Source organism: Natrialba asiatica DSM 12278 (assembly GCF_000337555.1).
In the GTDB taxonomy this organism is placed as follows: Archaea; Halobacteriota; Halobacteria; order Halobacteriales; family Natrialbaceae; genus Natrialba; species Natrialba asiatica.
In genome coordinates this window covers 101406-116122 of the sequence record NZ_AOIO01000039.1, presented here as the reverse complement: position 1 = coordinate 116122, position 14717 = coordinate 101406, and the positions used below count along the sequence as shown (strand labels likewise).

At 65.0% G+C, this 14717-nt stretch carries 12 protein-coding genes; 4 read left to right on the top strand and 8 right to left on the bottom strand.

Annotated features, from left to right (window positions below; translation table 11 throughout):
- Nucleotides 1–14: 14 nt before the first annotated feature.
- From C481_RS17460 to C481_RS17445, 4 genes are all read right to left on the bottom strand, one after another.
- Nucleotides 15–1688, bottom strand: a complete 1674-nt coding sequence (locus tag C481_RS17460) for a Na+/H+ antiporter NhaC family protein (protein ID WP_006110647.1) — start codon at nucleotides 1686–1688, stop codon at nucleotides 15–17.
- Nucleotides 1689–2012: 324 nt separating this feature from the next.
- Complete coding sequence (locus C481_RS17455; RefSeq protein WP_006110646.1) at nucleotides 2013–3098, bottom strand: aminopeptidase; 1086 nt, start codon at nucleotides 3096–3098, stop codon at nucleotides 2013–2015.
- Nucleotides 3099–3488: 390 nt separating this feature from the next.
- Complete coding sequence (locus C481_RS17450; protein WP_006110645.1) at nucleotides 3489–5270, bottom strand: excinuclease ABC subunit C; 1782 nt, start codon at nucleotides 5268–5270, stop codon at nucleotides 3489–3491.
- A gap of 26 nt (nucleotides 5271–5296) precedes the next feature.
- Complete coding sequence (locus tag C481_RS17445) at nucleotides 5297–6040, bottom strand: hypothetical protein (RefSeq protein ID WP_006110644.1); 744 nt, start codon at nucleotides 6038–6040, stop codon at nucleotides 5297–5299.
- 212 nt (nucleotides 6041–6252) lie between these two features.
- Here C481_RS17445 and C481_RS22310 point away from each other — a divergent pair, with 212 nt between their 5' ends.
- From C481_RS22310 to C481_RS17430, 3 genes are all read left to right on the top strand, one after another.
- A complete protein-coding gene (locus C481_RS22310) occupies nucleotides 6253–6522 on the top strand; it encodes a hypothetical protein (protein WP_006110643.1) in 270 nt (89 codons plus the stop codon).
- 113 nt (nucleotides 6523–6635) lie between these two features.
- Complete coding sequence (locus C481_RS17435) at nucleotides 6636–7562, top strand: ABC transporter ATP-binding protein (protein WP_006110642.1); 927 nt, start codon at nucleotides 6636–6638, stop codon at nucleotides 7560–7562.
- Nucleotides 7559–8491 carry an ABC transporter permease gene (locus C481_RS17430; protein WP_006110641.1) on the top strand — a complete coding sequence of 311 codons (933 nt, stop codon included), beginning with the start codon at nucleotides 7559–7561 and terminating at the stop codon, nucleotides 8489–8491. The genes C481_RS17435 and C481_RS17430 overlap by 4 nt, the downstream gene beginning before the upstream one ends.
- A 60-nt stretch (nucleotides 8492–8551) precedes the next feature.
- Here C481_RS17430 and C481_RS17425 read toward each other — a convergent pair whose 3' ends face one another.
- The 3 genes from C481_RS17425 to C481_RS17415 all read right to left on the bottom strand — a co-directional run bounded on the left by C481_RS17425 (nucleotide 8552) and on the right by C481_RS17415 (nucleotide 11687).
- Nucleotides 8552–8953, bottom strand: a complete 402-nt coding sequence (locus C481_RS17425) for a pyridoxamine 5'-phosphate oxidase family protein (RefSeq protein ID WP_006110640.1) — start codon at nucleotides 8951–8953, stop codon at nucleotides 8552–8554.
- A 100-nt stretch (nucleotides 8954–9053) separates the two neighbouring features.
- Complete coding sequence (gene ligA / locus C481_RS17420; RefSeq protein ID WP_006110639.1) at nucleotides 9054–11150, bottom strand: NAD-dependent DNA ligase LigA; 2097 nt, start codon at nucleotides 11148–11150, stop codon at nucleotides 9054–9056.
- Nucleotides 11151–11258: 108 nt separating this feature from the next.
- Nucleotides 11259–11687 (bottom strand): 2Fe-2S iron-sulfur cluster-binding protein, encoded by a 429-nt coding sequence (locus tag C481_RS17415; protein ID WP_006110638.1) that lies wholly within the window; start codon nucleotides 11685–11687, stop codon nucleotides 11259–11261.
- A 221-nt stretch (nucleotides 11688–11908) separates the two neighbouring features.
- On the opposite strand from C481_RS17415, the gene rio1 reads away from it, so the two are divergent.
- A complete protein-coding gene (gene rio1 / locus C481_RS17410) occupies nucleotides 11909–12784 on the top strand; it encodes a serine/threonine-protein kinase Rio1 (protein ID WP_006110637.1) in 876 nt (291 codons plus the stop codon).
- A 41-nt stretch (nucleotides 12785–12825) separates the two neighbouring features.
- Here the strand turns inward: rio1 and C481_RS17405 are convergent, their stop codons facing one another.
- Nucleotides 12826–14481 (bottom strand): bifunctional metallophosphatase/5'-nucleotidase, encoded by a 1656-nt coding sequence (locus C481_RS17405; RefSeq protein WP_006110636.1) that lies wholly within the window; start codon nucleotides 14479–14481, stop codon nucleotides 12826–12828.
- Between the last annotated feature and the right edge of the window lie 236 nt (nucleotides 14482–14717).

Here is a 14717-nt window from a genome sequence, read left to right as displayed (position 1 = left end):
GGATCGACCGCGGCTCAGTCGTCGCTCGGAACGTCGCGCTCTCCCGCGCCGGCGAACGGTTTTGCGACGAGGTTCTTGCGGGCGGCGTCGAGTTCCGAGAGGGCGTAGACGAGTCCGACGAGCACGACCGCACCGATCGGAACCAGAACGAACGGGGAGAGGCCGAAGAGTCCGTACAGGAGGTAGACGACGATGGAGACGGCGAGCACGGTGAGGGCGTAGTACAGTTGCGTGCGGACGTGGTCGATGTGGTCGGCACCGGCGAACGTCGACGAGAGGATGGTAGTGTCGGAGATCGGCGAGCAGTGGTCGCCGAAGATCGCCCCGGAGAAAATCGCGCCGACGGCGACCGACAGCAGTTCCGGCGATCCGCTCCCGATCTCGTAGGCCATCGGCACCGCGATGGGCGTCACGATGCCCATCGTCCCCCAGGACGTTCCGATCGAGAAGGCGATGATTCCCGTCGACAGCAACACGACGACCGGAAGCAACGTGGGAGTGACGATCCCCTCGGCGAGGGCCGTCACGTACCGGCCGGTTTCGAGAACCTCGGCGACGGTGCCGATCGACCACGCCATCACGAGGATACTGACGGCGGTGAGCATGATCCCGAAGCCGTCGAAGATGGTCTCCATCGACTCCTCGAGGGTGAGCACGTCGTCGTACAGCGCCATCGCGACGGCCGTCGCGACCATCGAGAACGAGCCCCAGACGAGCGCGCCGGTGAAATCCGTGTTGTCGATCAGGTCGATGAGCGCGCCGGTCTCCGAGAGGACCTCTCCGGGCGTCACGCCAGCGGCCTGGAAGCCGGTGATCGTCGCTCCGCCGATGACGACGGTGACGAGGACGGCTACCGGGACGACGAACGTCCGGAGCAGCGGGTCGTCGACGGCGGGCTCGCCGAGATCCTCCTTCATGCTCTGGAGCGGGGTGGCGTCCTCCCGGGTCACCTTCCCCGTTCGCTGTGCGCGCGTTTCGGCGTCGAGCATCTCGCCGAAGTCCCGCCGGGTTAGCACGATGATAAGCACCATCAACAGGGCCAGCAGACAGTAGACGTTGAACGGGATCGACCAGAGGAACGTCCCGACGGCCGAGGGGGTCTCCCCGCTGATCGTCTCGGAGTCGTAGACGTCCTGAATGAGGCCGATCTGAAACGCGACCCAGCTCGAGATGCCGAACGTTGCAACCGGTGCGGCGGTCGAGTCTAAGATGTACGCCAGCTTTTCGCGCGACATCCGAACCTCGTCGGCGATATCCTTGACGGCCGAGCCGACGATGGCGGTGTTTGCGTAGTCGTCGAAGAACCACACCAGCCCGAGCAGCCACGCGGCCAGCCCGACCCGGCGGTGCGAGTCGACTCTCGTGGTGGCAGCCTGAGCGACGGCGACCGAGCCGCCCATCCGCCAGACGAGCGCGATGCCGGCACCCAGCAGGAACGTGAACGCGATGATCTCGGCGTGGAACGTATCGTCTCCGTAGGAGGCGACGATCCACCCGAACGCTTCCACGACGGCCACGAACGGGACGGCAACGAACTCGAGTGCGGTCTCCGCGCCGTCCGCTGCGATGATCGCGCCGCCCGCCCAGATGCCGATGAACAACGACAGCAGCGCCCGTCGGGTGACGATAGCGAGCGCGATCGCGAGCAGCGGTGGTACCAGCGATAGCGCACCGAATTCTGATGTCATGCTACTGTGGTTCATGGTATCATGATTTAAAAGGTACTGTGATTGCCCGCCCTTCATTGATTTGAGCTCCAAGAGCCGCGGATCCTTCGCTCGAGTGACTCCGTTGAAATCATTGACGATTGATAGGAACGGTCTGCTGAATACAGGGGATAGATTCAGCGTGATACGTGTGTCCGGTTCAGATCAAGTTGGCTCAATCAGCCGGTTCGAAGGTAGTCGAACCACTCACTCTATCCTGAAACATAGTGATTCTCCCGATGCCGTCACGTCTCCCGAATCTATACCCCGACTCTGACCTGAACTAGTGCGGTTCCTCGCTGGCCACTAACCATCGAAGCCTTCCTCCCAGCGAAACGTCCCGTTGCACTGGATGACCTCTCCGTCGACCTCCAGCCGGGTCTCCCCGCGGGTCATGTCGGTGATAAGATCGGTGTGAATAGCGCTCTGATTGCCCGTTTCGCCATCGGGAAGGCATTCGTTGTAAGCGCTCCCGACCGCAAGGTGGACAGTGCCGCCCATCTTTTCGTCGAAGAGAACGTTGTCAGTGAAGCGGTCGATACCACGGTTCATCCCAACACCGAGTTCACCTAGTCGTCGGGCACCCGCGTCGGTCTCGAGTAGTTCTCCAAGCGCAGTCTCACCCGTCTCAGCCGCGTGGTTGACGACCTCGCCGTCTTCGAAGCGGAGTCGGACGCCCTGGACGCGTCGACCCTGAACGGTCATCGGGACGTCGAAGTATACCTCGCCGGTCGTATGAGAGGGAACGGTGTACACCTCGCCGCTCGGGAGATTGACGGAACCATCGCCGATGACGGCCTTGCGACCCTCAATAGACATCGTGATGTCCGTGCCGTCCATGCCCTTCACAATTCGCACCTCACTGCCAGCGTCGAGCAGGGTCTTTAACTCTGCCATCTCATCGGCGAAGGCCTCCCAGTCGCGGAGCACGGCGTCGTAAACGAAGTCCTGATACGCCTCGTAAGTCATCCCGGCCTGCTGTGCGTGGGCCCGAGTTGGATGGACGGTCTTCACCCAGTCAGTCGCCAGCCAGGCTTCGCGAACCGGCTCGGTCGGCCAGGCGTGGCGGACCTCTTGGGGGACGTCCGCGAAGGTAGTCGTATTCCGCGACCCGACGAGAAGGAGTACTGAGTCGGTTTCCTCGTAGAGTGCGAGTTCGTGGGCCGGGGTTTCGTCGAAATCACGGTCATGAGCGCGGAGATACGCTCGTTCTATTTCGTCTGAGACGTACGTTGTGACTGGATGGGCACCGACAGCCCCGAGTTTCTCGGCGACGGCCACGCCGAGTTCGTGTGCGCCCTCACCGACCGCGATGACGACATCGTCACCCGCCTTAATGCTCCCGCTCCATTCGACGAGCACCGCGGCGTGCTCCCGAACTCGTTCGTCCATACCTACCAAGCCGCCGCCCCCAATTTAACCGTCCCCATATCTCCCGCAACTGTAATTTCACCCGAAATTTTCTAGTAAGGGTAGTCGGCTAGCTGCCCCTGCATCCCTTCCGGTACGGACTGACGATCACGGAATCGAGACGGCTACGGAAACACCGACGAGATTGATAGTTACACGGTCTACCTCTACCGATTCGATTGGAGCTTATTTGAACTAATCCCAGTGCTGCATACGCGCATTCTATTCGGTGCGGGTACGAAACCCCATCATGCATTTAGGAGTTCAACAGAGCCGTTAGAGTGAAACGATCGAGTGTCGGTGACACCGATCCGATCTATACGTGCGCTTCCGGCGGAGCGCTCCCGACAGAAGTCATCGGTCGACGCTACATCACAGCCGCTCCTTGACCGTCCGTGCCGTCTTCTCGCCGACGCCCGAAACACTTTGCAAGTCCGCTACGGTCGCCTCGCGGACGTTCTCGACGCTGCCGAACCGCCCGAGGAGCCGCTTTCGCGTTTCGGGGCCGATTCCGGGCACGTCATCGAGCACCGTCGACACGTCGTCGCGCAGCGTCTGGTGGTACTGCACGGCAAAGCGGTGGGACTCGTCGCGAACTCGCTGCAGGAGGTGCAGGTGCGGCGCGTCCGCGGGCCAGGAGAACTGCCGGTCCGGCGTGATGACCGTCTCCTCGGCCTTCGCGAGCGCGACGGCGGGCACGTCCCAGCCGACCTCGTCGAGCGCGTCGCGGGCGGCCTCGAGCTGGCCCTCGCCGCCGTCGATCAGCAGGAGATCGGGGTCGGACCGATCGTCCCGTCCCTCGACGGCGCGGCGGGCGCGCCACGCGAGCAGCGCGTGCATGTTATCGTAGTCGTCGTTTTGGTCTCGCAGTTTCTTCCGGCGATAATCTGCCTTCTCGGCGCTTCCGTCGACGAACGTGACGTTGCTTCCCACTGCTGACGTTCCCTGAGCGTGGCTCACGTCGAACCCTTCGATCCGCCGGGAGACATCGAGTTCGAGCGCGTCGGCGAGCATGCCACACTCGTCGCGGCGGCCGACGTTCCGGCGGGCGTTCTTGAGCGCGAGATCGACGAGTTTGGCCTCGCGGCCGGCCCCCGGAACCCGAACGGAGACGGTCTCGGCGTCGAGCCAGGCGGCGACCTCCTCGTCGCCGTGGCGCTCGGGGAGGAGGAGCGCGTCGGGCAGGTCGCGTTCGGCGTAGTACTGGACGATGAATGCGGCGAGGACGGCGGGGACGCCGCCCCGTTCGATTTCTCCTGCTCCCGTCGCGGCCGCGCCGGGTGCGTCGAGCGTGTGGCGCTCTCGATCCACGAGTTTGCCGTCCTCGGCTCGCAGGCGGGCGACGGTTGCGTCCTCGCCTTCGATCGCGACGCCGAGTACGTCGACCGCGCGCTCGTCGCCGACCGACTGGACCGCCTCGCCGCCTTCGCCGTGGAAGGCCTCGACGGTCTCGAGCCGGTCGCGGAGGTTCGCCGCGCGCTCGAAGTTCCGCTCCTGGGCGGCGGCCTCCATCTCCCGGCGCAGCGGATCGGTGAGAATGCCCGCCTCGCCCTCGAAGAAGCGCTCGACCGCCGTCACGTCCGCGACGTAGTCCTCGAGTTCGATTTCGCGGGTGCAGGGGGCGGTGCAGAGTCCCATCTCGTGGTCGAGACAGGGCCGATCCCTGTTTGCGTACTTGTGGTCCGAACAGCCGCGGACGCCGTAGGTTTCCCGGAGGGCTTTCACGACGGTTTCGACCTGTCGCTTGTTCGTGTAGGGGCCGAACACGGTCGGCCCGCTGGCAGTGCCTTGTGCCTCGCCGTCGGGATCGCGGGTGATCTCGATCCGCGGGGCCGGGTGGTCGGTCAACTGTACCATCGGGTAGGACTTGTCGTCCTTGAGCCGGACGTTGTAGCGGGGCTGGTGGCGCTTGATCAGGTTGGCCTCGAGCAAGAGCGCCTGCGTCTCGGTGTCGGTGACGGCGATTTCGATCCCGTCGGCGCGGTCGACCATCCGTCGGATGCGCGCGCTCCGCGGGTCGGCGTAGGAGCCGACGCGACTCCGGAGGTCGACGGCTTTGCCGACGTAGAGCGTCGTTCCGTCGGCCCGGAACTGGTAGACGCCGGGCTCACGCGGCAGCGATCGCGCGCGGTCGCGAACCCCGTCAGCGTTCATCACCGGTCCTAAGGCGTCGACGGCTTTCAGCCTGACTCATCGCGACCGCGCCAGCGGTCGCCCCGCGGGTGGGATTCGCCCGACTCCGAGGACCGGCTGAACTCGGCTCTCTCGGCCGGCGAACGCTGATCGGCCGTCGGACCCGGCTGAATGGCCTCGCTGAGACTGAGCGTGATCGGGGCAGCGTCGTCAGTCTCGCCGAGCGGAACGGCGATGTCGTCACCGCCGGCGACTTGGAGGACGAGTTGCCTCGATCGTGAGCGGATGTAGAGCCCGGCGAAGACGGCGGCAAGCGCGAGCGAGAGGATGCCGCCAACGAGGACGCCGGTATCGAGTATCTGGAACAGTACCCCGAGTGTCTCGAACGTGCTGTCGACAGCCGCAGTCGTTCCGGCGGCATCTCCGGCGTCGGTTGCCGTTCCCGCCCTGTCTCTGGCGGCTGTTCCGTCCAGTTCGAGTTCGGGAACCAACTCGCCGAAGGAGACGACTGCCGCGGTGGTAAGCAGCGTGAGTCCGATCGCGCCGGTCAGGAGGCTCCGGAGCAGGTGTCTCGTCGATCCGCTTTGGCTGACGGTGACGTGTTGGACGTTCGGGCGGTCGACGTGACGATAGGGGTGCGTCCCTGGTAGGCGTGAGCGACTGGAGCGATCGAACGCGAGAACGCGGTGGCTCGTGACGACGATCGTCGCGGTTTCGAGTTCGAGTCGCCGCTGTTCGGCTTCGCCGTCGTAGTGCAAGGCGTCGACGTGGTGTGTCCAGTTGACAGCCATCTGAATCGGAAGGTGAGCCGCATCGGGCGGGCGCTGGCTCGCGGTCGTCGTGAGTCGTTGCCCCAGAGTGCACCGCCGGGGGTCAAGTACGCTGGGGCGTTCTGCTGTGTGTGCGAACGCCGACCGGACGGCCACGCGACGGCTGGCTGCGCTGGCCCGGCACCCGGAAGCGACGCGATACTTTCTCGGTGGTCCGGCCGCAATTCCCGGGTATGTCTGACCCGACGGTCCGGTGCTGGCTGGTCGAACGCGACTTCGGCGCGCGAAACATCGTCACGCTCGTCTACGCGACGCCGGACGGATCGCAGTACCACCAGCGCGAACGATCCTCGACGGCGCTTCGAACGGGGCCTGCGGTCACTGCGGCGACCGACGTTCCCGAATCGGACCTCGAACCGGTCGACGATGCGGAAACGCGCGAACGATACGCGACCGAAGTTGACCGCGTCCAAGCGCAATACGAGCCGGACGACTCGATCTGAACTCGACGGTTCGATCACGACTAGTCGGAATCGGTTTCTTCACCGTCCATGTTCGGGTGTATTATCCTCCCCAAGTGGCAACTCTTATCGGTGAACGCCGAGATGACTCAGCCATGCCTGCACTTCGCGTCGACGAACTGACGAAGTCCTACGGGCAGACGCTCGCGCTCGATACCCTCTCCTTCGAGGTTCACGAGGGCGAGGTGTTCGGCTTTCTCGGTCCGAACGGCGCAGGGAAGTCGACGACGATCAACGTCGTGCTCGATTTCATCCGGCCGACTGCGGGACGGGTCGAGGTCCTCGGTCTCGACGCTCAGGCCCACAGCCGCGAGATTCGCTCGCGGACCGGCGTCCTCCCCGAAGGCTATCAAGTTTACGACCGCCTCACCGCCCGCCAGCACCTCGAGTTCGCCATCGAGTCGAAAGGAAGCGACGACGAGCCGGAGGCGCTGCTCGAACGGGTCGGCCTGACCGACGCGATCGACCGGAAGGCCGGCGGCTACTCGAAGGGGATGGCCCAGCGGCTCATGCTCGCGATGGCGCTCGTGGGCGAGCCGGACCTGCTCATCCTCGACGAACCCTCCACCGGGCTCGACCCCAACGGTGCCCGCGAGATGCGCGAGATCGTCCGCGAGGAGAACGCTCGCGGCGCGACCGTCTTCTTCTCGAGTCACAGCATGGAGCAGGTCGAGGCGGTCTGTGACCGCGTCGGCATCCTGCAGGACGGCCAGATGGTCGCCGTCGACTCCGTCGAGGGGCTGCGCGACTCCATCGGCGGCGGCACCTCGCTTCGGGTCACCGTCGACCGGATCGACGACGACGCCCTCCAGGCGGTTCGGTCGCTGCCGACCGTTTCGAACGTCGCCGCCGAGGACCGCGATCCGCCGACGATCACCGCCCAGGTCGACGGCTCGAAAACGACCGTCCTCGCTGAACTCGAAGACCACGGCGTCGAGGTGCGGGACTTCTCGACGACGGAGGCATCGCTCGAGGACGTGTTCCAGTCGTACACGACGGGCGCGGAGGTGACGGCGCGATGAGCGCCGAAACTGGAACCGACGCTAGCGCGTCGAGGACGGGGACGACGTCCAGTACGAGTTCGGTCAACCCGGACAGCGTTCGCGCAGTCGCGCGCAAGGACTTTCGGGATTCGATCCGCTCGTGGGTGTTCTGGGGCCTGAGCATCTTCTTTTTCATGCTGTTGGTTGCGACGACGGGGATCATCTCCTACTTCGGGGACGATATCGCCGCCCAGGGGCAGACGACGACGGCCCTCGTCGGTTTGGTGCAGGGGATCACGAGCCTCGTCATCCCGCTGATCGCGCTGATCCTTGGCTGGAAGTCGATCGCGGGCGAGCGCGAGTCCGGCAGTCTCAAGATACTGCTCTCGCTCCCGCACTCGCGAAAGGACGTGCTGCTCGGGAAGCTCATCGGCCGCTCGACCGTCCTGTCGGTCTCGCTGATCGCCGGATTCGTCCTCGCTGCTATCGTCGTCGCCGCGTTACTCGGGAGTTTCAGCGTCGCCGACTACGCGGGACTGCTCGCGGTGTCGATCCTCTACGGCGTCGCCTACACGAGCCTCGCGGTTTCGCTCTCGTCCGTAACGCGGTCGACGACGATCGCCGGCGCTGCGATGTTCGGCCTCTTCGTCCTGTTTTACATCATCTGGGACACCGTTATCGTCGCGCTTTCGATGTTGATGAACGCGGGATACCTGCCCCAGAACGAGACGACCGCCCAGGCCACTTTGCTGTTTAATAGCCTCTCGCTCAACAGCGCCTACCAGAACGTCCTCTCGCTCGTGACCTCGATGGGCGAAACTTCTCCGCAAACCGTCGCCCTACTCGAGGGCATGTTCGGTAGCGTCCCGTTCTATCTGCAGGACTGGTTCTCGTTTATCATCCTGCTCGCCTGGATCGTCGTTCCGATCGCGATCGCGCTCTATCGGTTCGACCGCGTCGATCTCTAAGCGCGGTTCGCGTTCGCACTCTCGTTTCTGTTTGCGTTCGCCGCCACGTTCGCGTTCACCCTATTGTGCGGCGTGGCGAACCTCTTCAGGTTCGATCGAGATGATGACCCGCTCGCTCTGGATCGGATTCTGGTACTCCTCGTTGCCCGTATATCGCTGTGCGAGTTCGTCGATGTGCTCGCGCGCACCGTCGGTCGTGATCTCGTCGACCGAACCCGTCACGGAGAGCATGCGATAGGGGCTGTCGGGATCGGTCATGCTCACGCCGATCCGCGAATCGTTGCTGGCGTTTTTCGTCTTCCGTCGGTCTCGTTCGGTGTTGATAAGCAGGCGATCCGCGTCCGCGTCGTAGTCGATCCACACGGGCGTGACGTGCAGCTCGTCGTCCGGTAACACCGTCGCCACGTGAGCGAACGTTTTCTTCTCGAACAGATCGTGGAAGTCGTCTGGAATCGACGCCATAGCCGCGGTACACCGTTCTGGTACTAAGTTACGCACCCTTCATGCCACTACAGGTGACTGCCATCCGCTGCAACGAGTTCGCCACCGAGCCGATAGCTCGTCACTCCGCGCTCAACTCGACGCCCCGTGCCGCGAGTGCAGCCCTGAACTCGCCCTCGCCGTCGTCGAGGATCGGCACGTCGTTTTCTTCTGCGGCGTCTAACTTCGTCGCGCCCGGGCTCTCGCCGGCGACGAGAAAGTCCGTGTTCCCCGAGACGCTTCCCGTGGCGTTCGCGCCGTGGGCTTCGACGAGTTCCTGCGCCTCGCTGCGGGTCAGTTCCGCGAGCGAACCCGTGAAGACGAACGTCAGCCCGTCGAGTTCGTCGCCGCCGGTCTCCGCTGTCGCCTCCTGCGGCGAGACGTGCGCCAGAATCGCGTCCACCGCTTCGGCGTTGGCCTCGCTCGCGAAGAACTCGTGGATCGTCTCGGCGACCGTCTCACCCACGTCGTCGACGGTCTCGAGTTGTTCCGGGTCGTCCTCGGCGGCCTCGCGGACGGCGTCGAACGTCCTGAACTCGCGGGCGAGTTCGCGCGCGGTCGCCGGGCCGACGTGGGGGATGCCGAGGGCCGAGAGGAAGTCGGGAAGCGGCGGCTCGCGGCTGTCCTCGATTTCGGACAGCAGGTTCTCGGCGCTGGTCTCGCCCCAGCCGTCGAGTTCGGTCAGGTCCTCGCGCTCGAGATCGTAGAGGTCGGCGACGGATTCCACCAACCCGGCGTCGACGAGCTGCCGAACGCTCTTCTCGCCGAGCCCTTCGAGGTCGAGGCCGCCGTCGCCCGCGTAGTACTCGATCGATCGCCGAAGTTGTGCGTCGCAGGCCAGGCCGCCGGTACAGAAGGCGATCGGGCCGTCGCGTTCGATAGCGCTGCCGCAGACGGGACAGCGGTCGGGGAGGTCGTAATGGCCGGTACTCCCTTTCTCGACGACGTCCTCGACGTAGGGGATCACGTCGCCGGCGCGCTGGACGCGGACGGTGTCGCCGACGTCGACGTTCTTGGCCTCGATTTCCTCGGGGTTGTGCAGGCTCGCTCTGGAGACGGTGACGCCGCCGACGTCGACCGGTTCGAGCAGGGCGACGGGCGTCACGCGGCCCGTGCGACCGATCTGGACGGCCACGTCGGTGATCGGCGTCACCTCGGCGCGGGCGGGGAACTTGTAGGCGAAGGCGTAGCGGTCGTGGCGCGCCGTGCGGCCCAGTTCCTCGCGGGCCTCGCGCTCGTCGACCTTGATGACGACGCCGTCGATCTCGTAGTTCAGGTCGTCGCGGATCTCGTGCATGCGGTCGCGGTAGTCGATCGCCCCCTCGATGTCGTCGACGACCTCGACGCGCTCGTTCGTCCGCAGGCCGTAGGCGGGAAAGCGCTCGAGTTCGTCCCGGTGGCTGTCGGCCAGGTCGCTCGCTTCGAGCACGTCGAAGTAGAAGACCTGGAGCGGGCGGTCGGCGACGATCGAGGGATCGAGTTGGCGGATCGTCCCGGCGGTCGCGTTTCGCGGGTTGGCGAAGGGTTCCTCGCCGCGTTCGATCCGCTCGCGGTTGTGTGCCTGGAAGGCGTCTTTGGGCATGTAGACCTCGCCCCGAACCGCGAGAAAGTCGGGATAATCGCCGTGGAGACGCTGGGGAACCGAGCCGATGGTGCGGGCGTTTCGCGTCACGTCGTCGCCCTCGCGGCCGTCGCCGCGGGTGACCGCCCGCGTCAGGCTGCCGTCCTCGTAGACGAACTCCATCGAGACGCCGTCGAACTTGGGCTCGCAGACGTAGTCGACGTCGCCGACCTCCCGTCGGACGCGCTCGTCGAACTCGCGGACGTCCGCCGCGTCTCCGCTGTTGTCGATCGACAGCATCGGCGCGACGTGCTCGACCGTTTCGAACGCATCGATGGGTTCGCCGCCGACGCTCCTAGTCGGACTGTCCGGATGGGCGAGGTCGAAGGCCTCCTCGAGTGCTTGCAGCCGGGAGAAGAGCGCGTCGTAGGTCCGATCGGCGATGATCGGGTCGGTTTCGACGTAGTACCGGCGGTCGTGCTCGCGGATGGCCTCGCGTAACTGTGCGACCTGTCTACGGGCCTCTTCTGCTGAGAGCGCATCGACTGGGCTGAACTCGGTCGGCGGATCACGAAGATACGGATTGTCTTCGTCCGCGTTCTCGTCGGCGAGGGACATTCTTGGTAGAGCGTTGCTATGCGCACCCGTTAACGTTACCGCAGTCGCTTGTCCGTCGGTGGCGCGACGATAACGGCTCACGGTCTGAGAGCGCGACGACGGGAGCGACTACTTCCACGGACTGTCGCCGACTTCCGCGCGCACCCTCGGCCCCACCTCGATTCGACAGTCGGCTCTTGGCAGCGCGATACACAGCAGCGCATAGCCGTCGGTGCGTTCGCGCTCGTCGAGCGCCCGCGGCGGCCGTCGGTAGTCGACGGCGGTCGCGGCGTCGGGGTGGTGGTCGCTCCGATCGCCGGACGGCGTCTCGAGTTCAGGTTCGGTTTCGGCCTCGGCCTCGGCTTCGGGTTCAGGTTCAGGTTCGCCGTCGACGGCGAGCACTCGTCCCACGCACGTCGTGCAAGTCCCTTTCCGACAGTCGGACGGGAGCCGGACGCCGGCCCGCCGGGCGGCCTCGAGTATCGTCTCGCGCTCGTCGACCGCGATCGTTTGGGTCGGGCCCTCGGTCCGTTCGAGCGTCACGTCGTAGCTGGTCATCGGTCGGCCGTCACCATCGGCTGGACGTTGGCGCGGTCGGTCGTGGTCGGGGGCCTGTTCGCGTTCATGGTCTCGTTCTGCGCTCCGTTCATCTGTAACCCTACGACGCGAAGCGAAAAAAGACAGGCCCGACATACTGATTCGAGGCGGGTGAAAGCCGTCGGTTCACCGGCGAGGGATACCCGGTCCTTTACCCGCCTGCGCCCCCTACCACGGAGTAGATGGGACAGGGAACGGACGCGGAATTCGGGTTAGTCGACCTCGACGAGGCCGAGACGCCGGGCGACGAGTGGGAGGAGATCGACGTGTCGGACACCGAAGCCGACCGAATCGCCCGCAAACGCGATCGCAAGTTCGAGCAGTTCGAGGAGCGTATCAAGGACGCCGACCAGTTCAAGGTCGAGCAGTCGGTGTTCGACGATGCAACGTTCGCCGCGCTGTACAAACTCGTCCAGGACGGCTACGTCGAGGCCTTCGGCGGGCCGCTCTCGACGGGCAAGGAGGCGAACGTCTATCACGCGCTCGGCGACGACCGCGACGTCGCGGTCAAGGTCTACCGGATCAACGCCTCGAATTTTCGCCAGATGCGCGACTATCTCGAGGGCGACCCGCGCTTCGAAGGCCTGGGCGGCAAGAAGAAAGACGTCGTCCTCGCCTGGACCAAAAAGGAGTTCGCGAACCTCCGGCGGGCCAAGAAAGCCGGTGTCCGCGTCCCCGAACCGATCGCCACCGAACGAAACGTGCTCGTCATGGAGTACATCGGCAACGCCGAGGGCCGGGCAAAGCGCCTCGGCGAAGTCCACATCGAGAATCCCCAGACCGCCTACGAGGTCATGCGCGAGTACATGCGCCGCCTCTACGCGGCCGGCATCGTCCACGGCGACCTGAGCGAGTACAACGTCGTCTTCCACGAGGGTGAACTCGTGGTGATCGACCTGGGCCAGGCCGTCACCGTCCACCATCCCAACAGCCGCGATTTCTTAGAGCGCGACTGCGAGAACGTGTCGAGTTTCTTCTCCCGGCAGGGCTTGGACGCCGACGCCGACGACCTCCTCGAGTTCGTGACCGATCCCGAGCCGGACCCGTCCCGGGACTGAGTCGGTTCGATCCTCGCCCGATCGCCTTCGCTGAGACTTCCTCAGACCGTTTCGATTCGTCCCTCGATGATCGGCGAAATCGTCCCGTTCGTCTCGATCGTCGCCATCGCGAGCGCCGACAACACCGTTCCTTCGTCCGGCGGAACTAGCACGGCGGACTCCTCGAGTTCGTCGTACCCGTCGCCGCCGCCCGCGAGGAAATCGTTGGTCCCGAGTTCGTACGTCGCGTCGGAATCGACCGAGTTCTCGCCGACGCGCAACTCTTCGACGCGGCGACCCGCTTCGGCGTCGGGATCGTACGCGAACGACAGGCCGCTGACCTGCGGGAACCGACCGTGACCGTCCGCCACCGCGCTGACGCCGTGTTCGATCGCGCCCTCGAGAGTCTCGCCGGAAACCTCGAGTTTCACCGTTCGGTTCGGGAACGGAAGGATATCGACGACCGTTCCGCGGGATAGCTCGCCCGCCTCGTACAGCCGATCGCTCCTGATGCCGCCGCCGTTCTGTATCGCCACGTCGGCGTCGACGTCGTCGCGGATCACGTCCGCGAGCCAGGTACCGAAGTTCGACTCCTCGCGACGGACCGTCTCCGCGCGGACGTCGAGATCGACCGTCGTTTCGCCGATCACCTCGCCGAGTTCCTCGTCGAGTCGCGCCTCGTAGTCGACGAGTAGCTCCCGAACGCCCTCGTGCGGGTCGACCGCACTGTCGTCCACGAGCGCCGCGAGATCGTGGCGCTCGAACGCGTACTCTTCGATAGCACCGCTCTCGCCCTCGCTCTCGATAGCGATCTCGAGGTCGAGTTGTCCGACGTAATCGAACTCGTCGCCGACGTACGAGAGGAGCGTCTCGTTTACCTCGACGGGCTCGTCCACGACGGACGCCGTGTGATCGCCGACGACGACGTCGATCCCGTCGACGGCGGCGACGAGTTCCTCGGCGACCGAACTCGCGAGGTGCGAGAGGACGACGATCACGTCGGCACCGTCCGCTTCGAGATCGGCGACGACGGCTTCGGCGGCACCGACGGGTTCGAGCACCTCGGCCGCACCGTCGACCGACGTGACGTCGGGCGTGTTCTCAGGTGCGAACCCGGTGAACCCGACCCGTACGCCGCCGATCTCTTCGGTCGCGTATCGAACTGCCCCCTCGTCGCTCCCGAAGACCGCCTCGGCGTCGCTCTCGAGAACGTTCGCGCTCACCCAGGTAAACTCGCTCGCGGCGATGTTCTCGCGCAGGCTTTCGGGACCGTTGTCGAACTCGTGATTGCCGATCGTGTTGTACGAGACGGGGCTCTCGTTGAGAATCGTCGTCACGTGGTTGCCGTCGAAGACGGACGATTCGACGGACATGTGCAGGTCGTCCCCGTTGCCGACCGCGACGGCGTGATCGGCTGCCGCGTACAACTCCTCGATCAGCCCGAAGTAGTTCGCGACGTTGTGGGGCTCGCCGCTGTTACCCAACCGTCCGTGGATGTGCGTATCGTGGAGGAGTCGGAGGGTCGTCCTTTCGTTTTCGGGCCCGTCACCGTTTCCGTTCCGTTTAGTTCCCTTCTCTCCGCTCGGTTCACCGTCGGTTCTCGCGTCGCTCGTCGCGGGTTCCTCGTTCGAGCACCCGGCGAGCGCGGCCGTTCCGGCGACCCCGACGCGAGTCAGTAACCGACGCCGTTCGATCTCGGGCCCGTTGCGCTCGGACATACTCCCTTTCTTTCGGCGATCGTAATGTAATATTGTAATAGTTCTACATTGAGGTACGTTATCACGCGGGTCGCTATAGCGTCGTCCGTCCTGACGCGACCCCGCGGCGTAACGTTCAATGGAACCGGGTTCGTACCGTGATTCGATGACGACCGCTCTCGAGCGGCGGTGGCGCTGGTCGGTCCCCTCGAGAGCGGACAGTACCGTCGCGGCTGTCGGCGCGACCTAACTCGTCG

What these genes read in the sequence shown, in the direction of transcription:
- C481_RS17460 (WP_006110647.1), bottom strand. Translation starts at nt 1,688, where the DNA reads ATGACATCAGAATTCGGTGCGCTATCGCTGGTACCACCGCTGCTCGCG.
- C481_RS17455 (WP_006110646.1), bottom strand. Translation starts at nt 3,098, where the DNA reads ATGGACGAACGAGTTCGGGAGCACGCCGCGGTGCTCGTCGAATGGAGC.
- C481_RS17450 (WP_006110645.1), bottom strand. Translation starts at nt 5,270, where the DNA reads ATGAACGCTGACGGGGTTCGCGACCGCGCGCGATCGCTGCCGCGTGAG.
- C481_RS17445 (WP_006110644.1), bottom strand. Translation starts at nt 6,040, where the DNA reads ATGGCTGTCAACTGGACACACCACGTCGACGCCTTGCACTACGACGGC.
- C481_RS22310 (WP_006110643.1), top strand. Translation starts at nt 6,253, where the DNA reads ATGTCTGACCCGACGGTCCGGTGCTGGCTGGTCGAACGCGACTTCGGC.
- C481_RS17435 (WP_006110642.1), top strand. Translation starts at nt 6,636, where the DNA reads ATGCCTGCACTTCGCGTCGACGAACTGACGAAGTCCTACGGGCAGACG.
- C481_RS17430 (WP_006110641.1), top strand. Translation starts at nt 7,559, where the DNA reads ATGAGCGCCGAAACTGGAACCGACGCTAGCGCGTCGAGGACGGGGACG.
- C481_RS17425 (WP_006110640.1), bottom strand. Translation starts at nt 8,953, where the DNA reads ATGGCGTCGATTCCAGACGACTTCCACGATCTGTTCGAGAAGAAAACG.
- ligA (WP_006110639.1), bottom strand. Translation starts at nt 11,150, where the DNA reads ATGTCCCTCGCCGACGAGAACGCGGACGAAGACAATCCGTATCTTCGT.
- C481_RS17415 (WP_006110638.1), bottom strand. Translation starts at nt 11,687, where the DNA reads ATGACCAGCTACGACGTGACGCTCGAACGGACCGAGGGCCCGACCCAA.
- rio1 (WP_006110637.1), top strand. Translation starts at nt 11,909, where the DNA reads ATGGGACAGGGAACGGACGCGGAATTCGGGTTAGTCGACCTCGACGAG.
- C481_RS17405 (WP_006110636.1), bottom strand. Translation starts at nt 14,481, where the DNA reads ATGTCCGAGCGCAACGGGCCCGAGATCGAACGGCGTCGGTTACTGACT.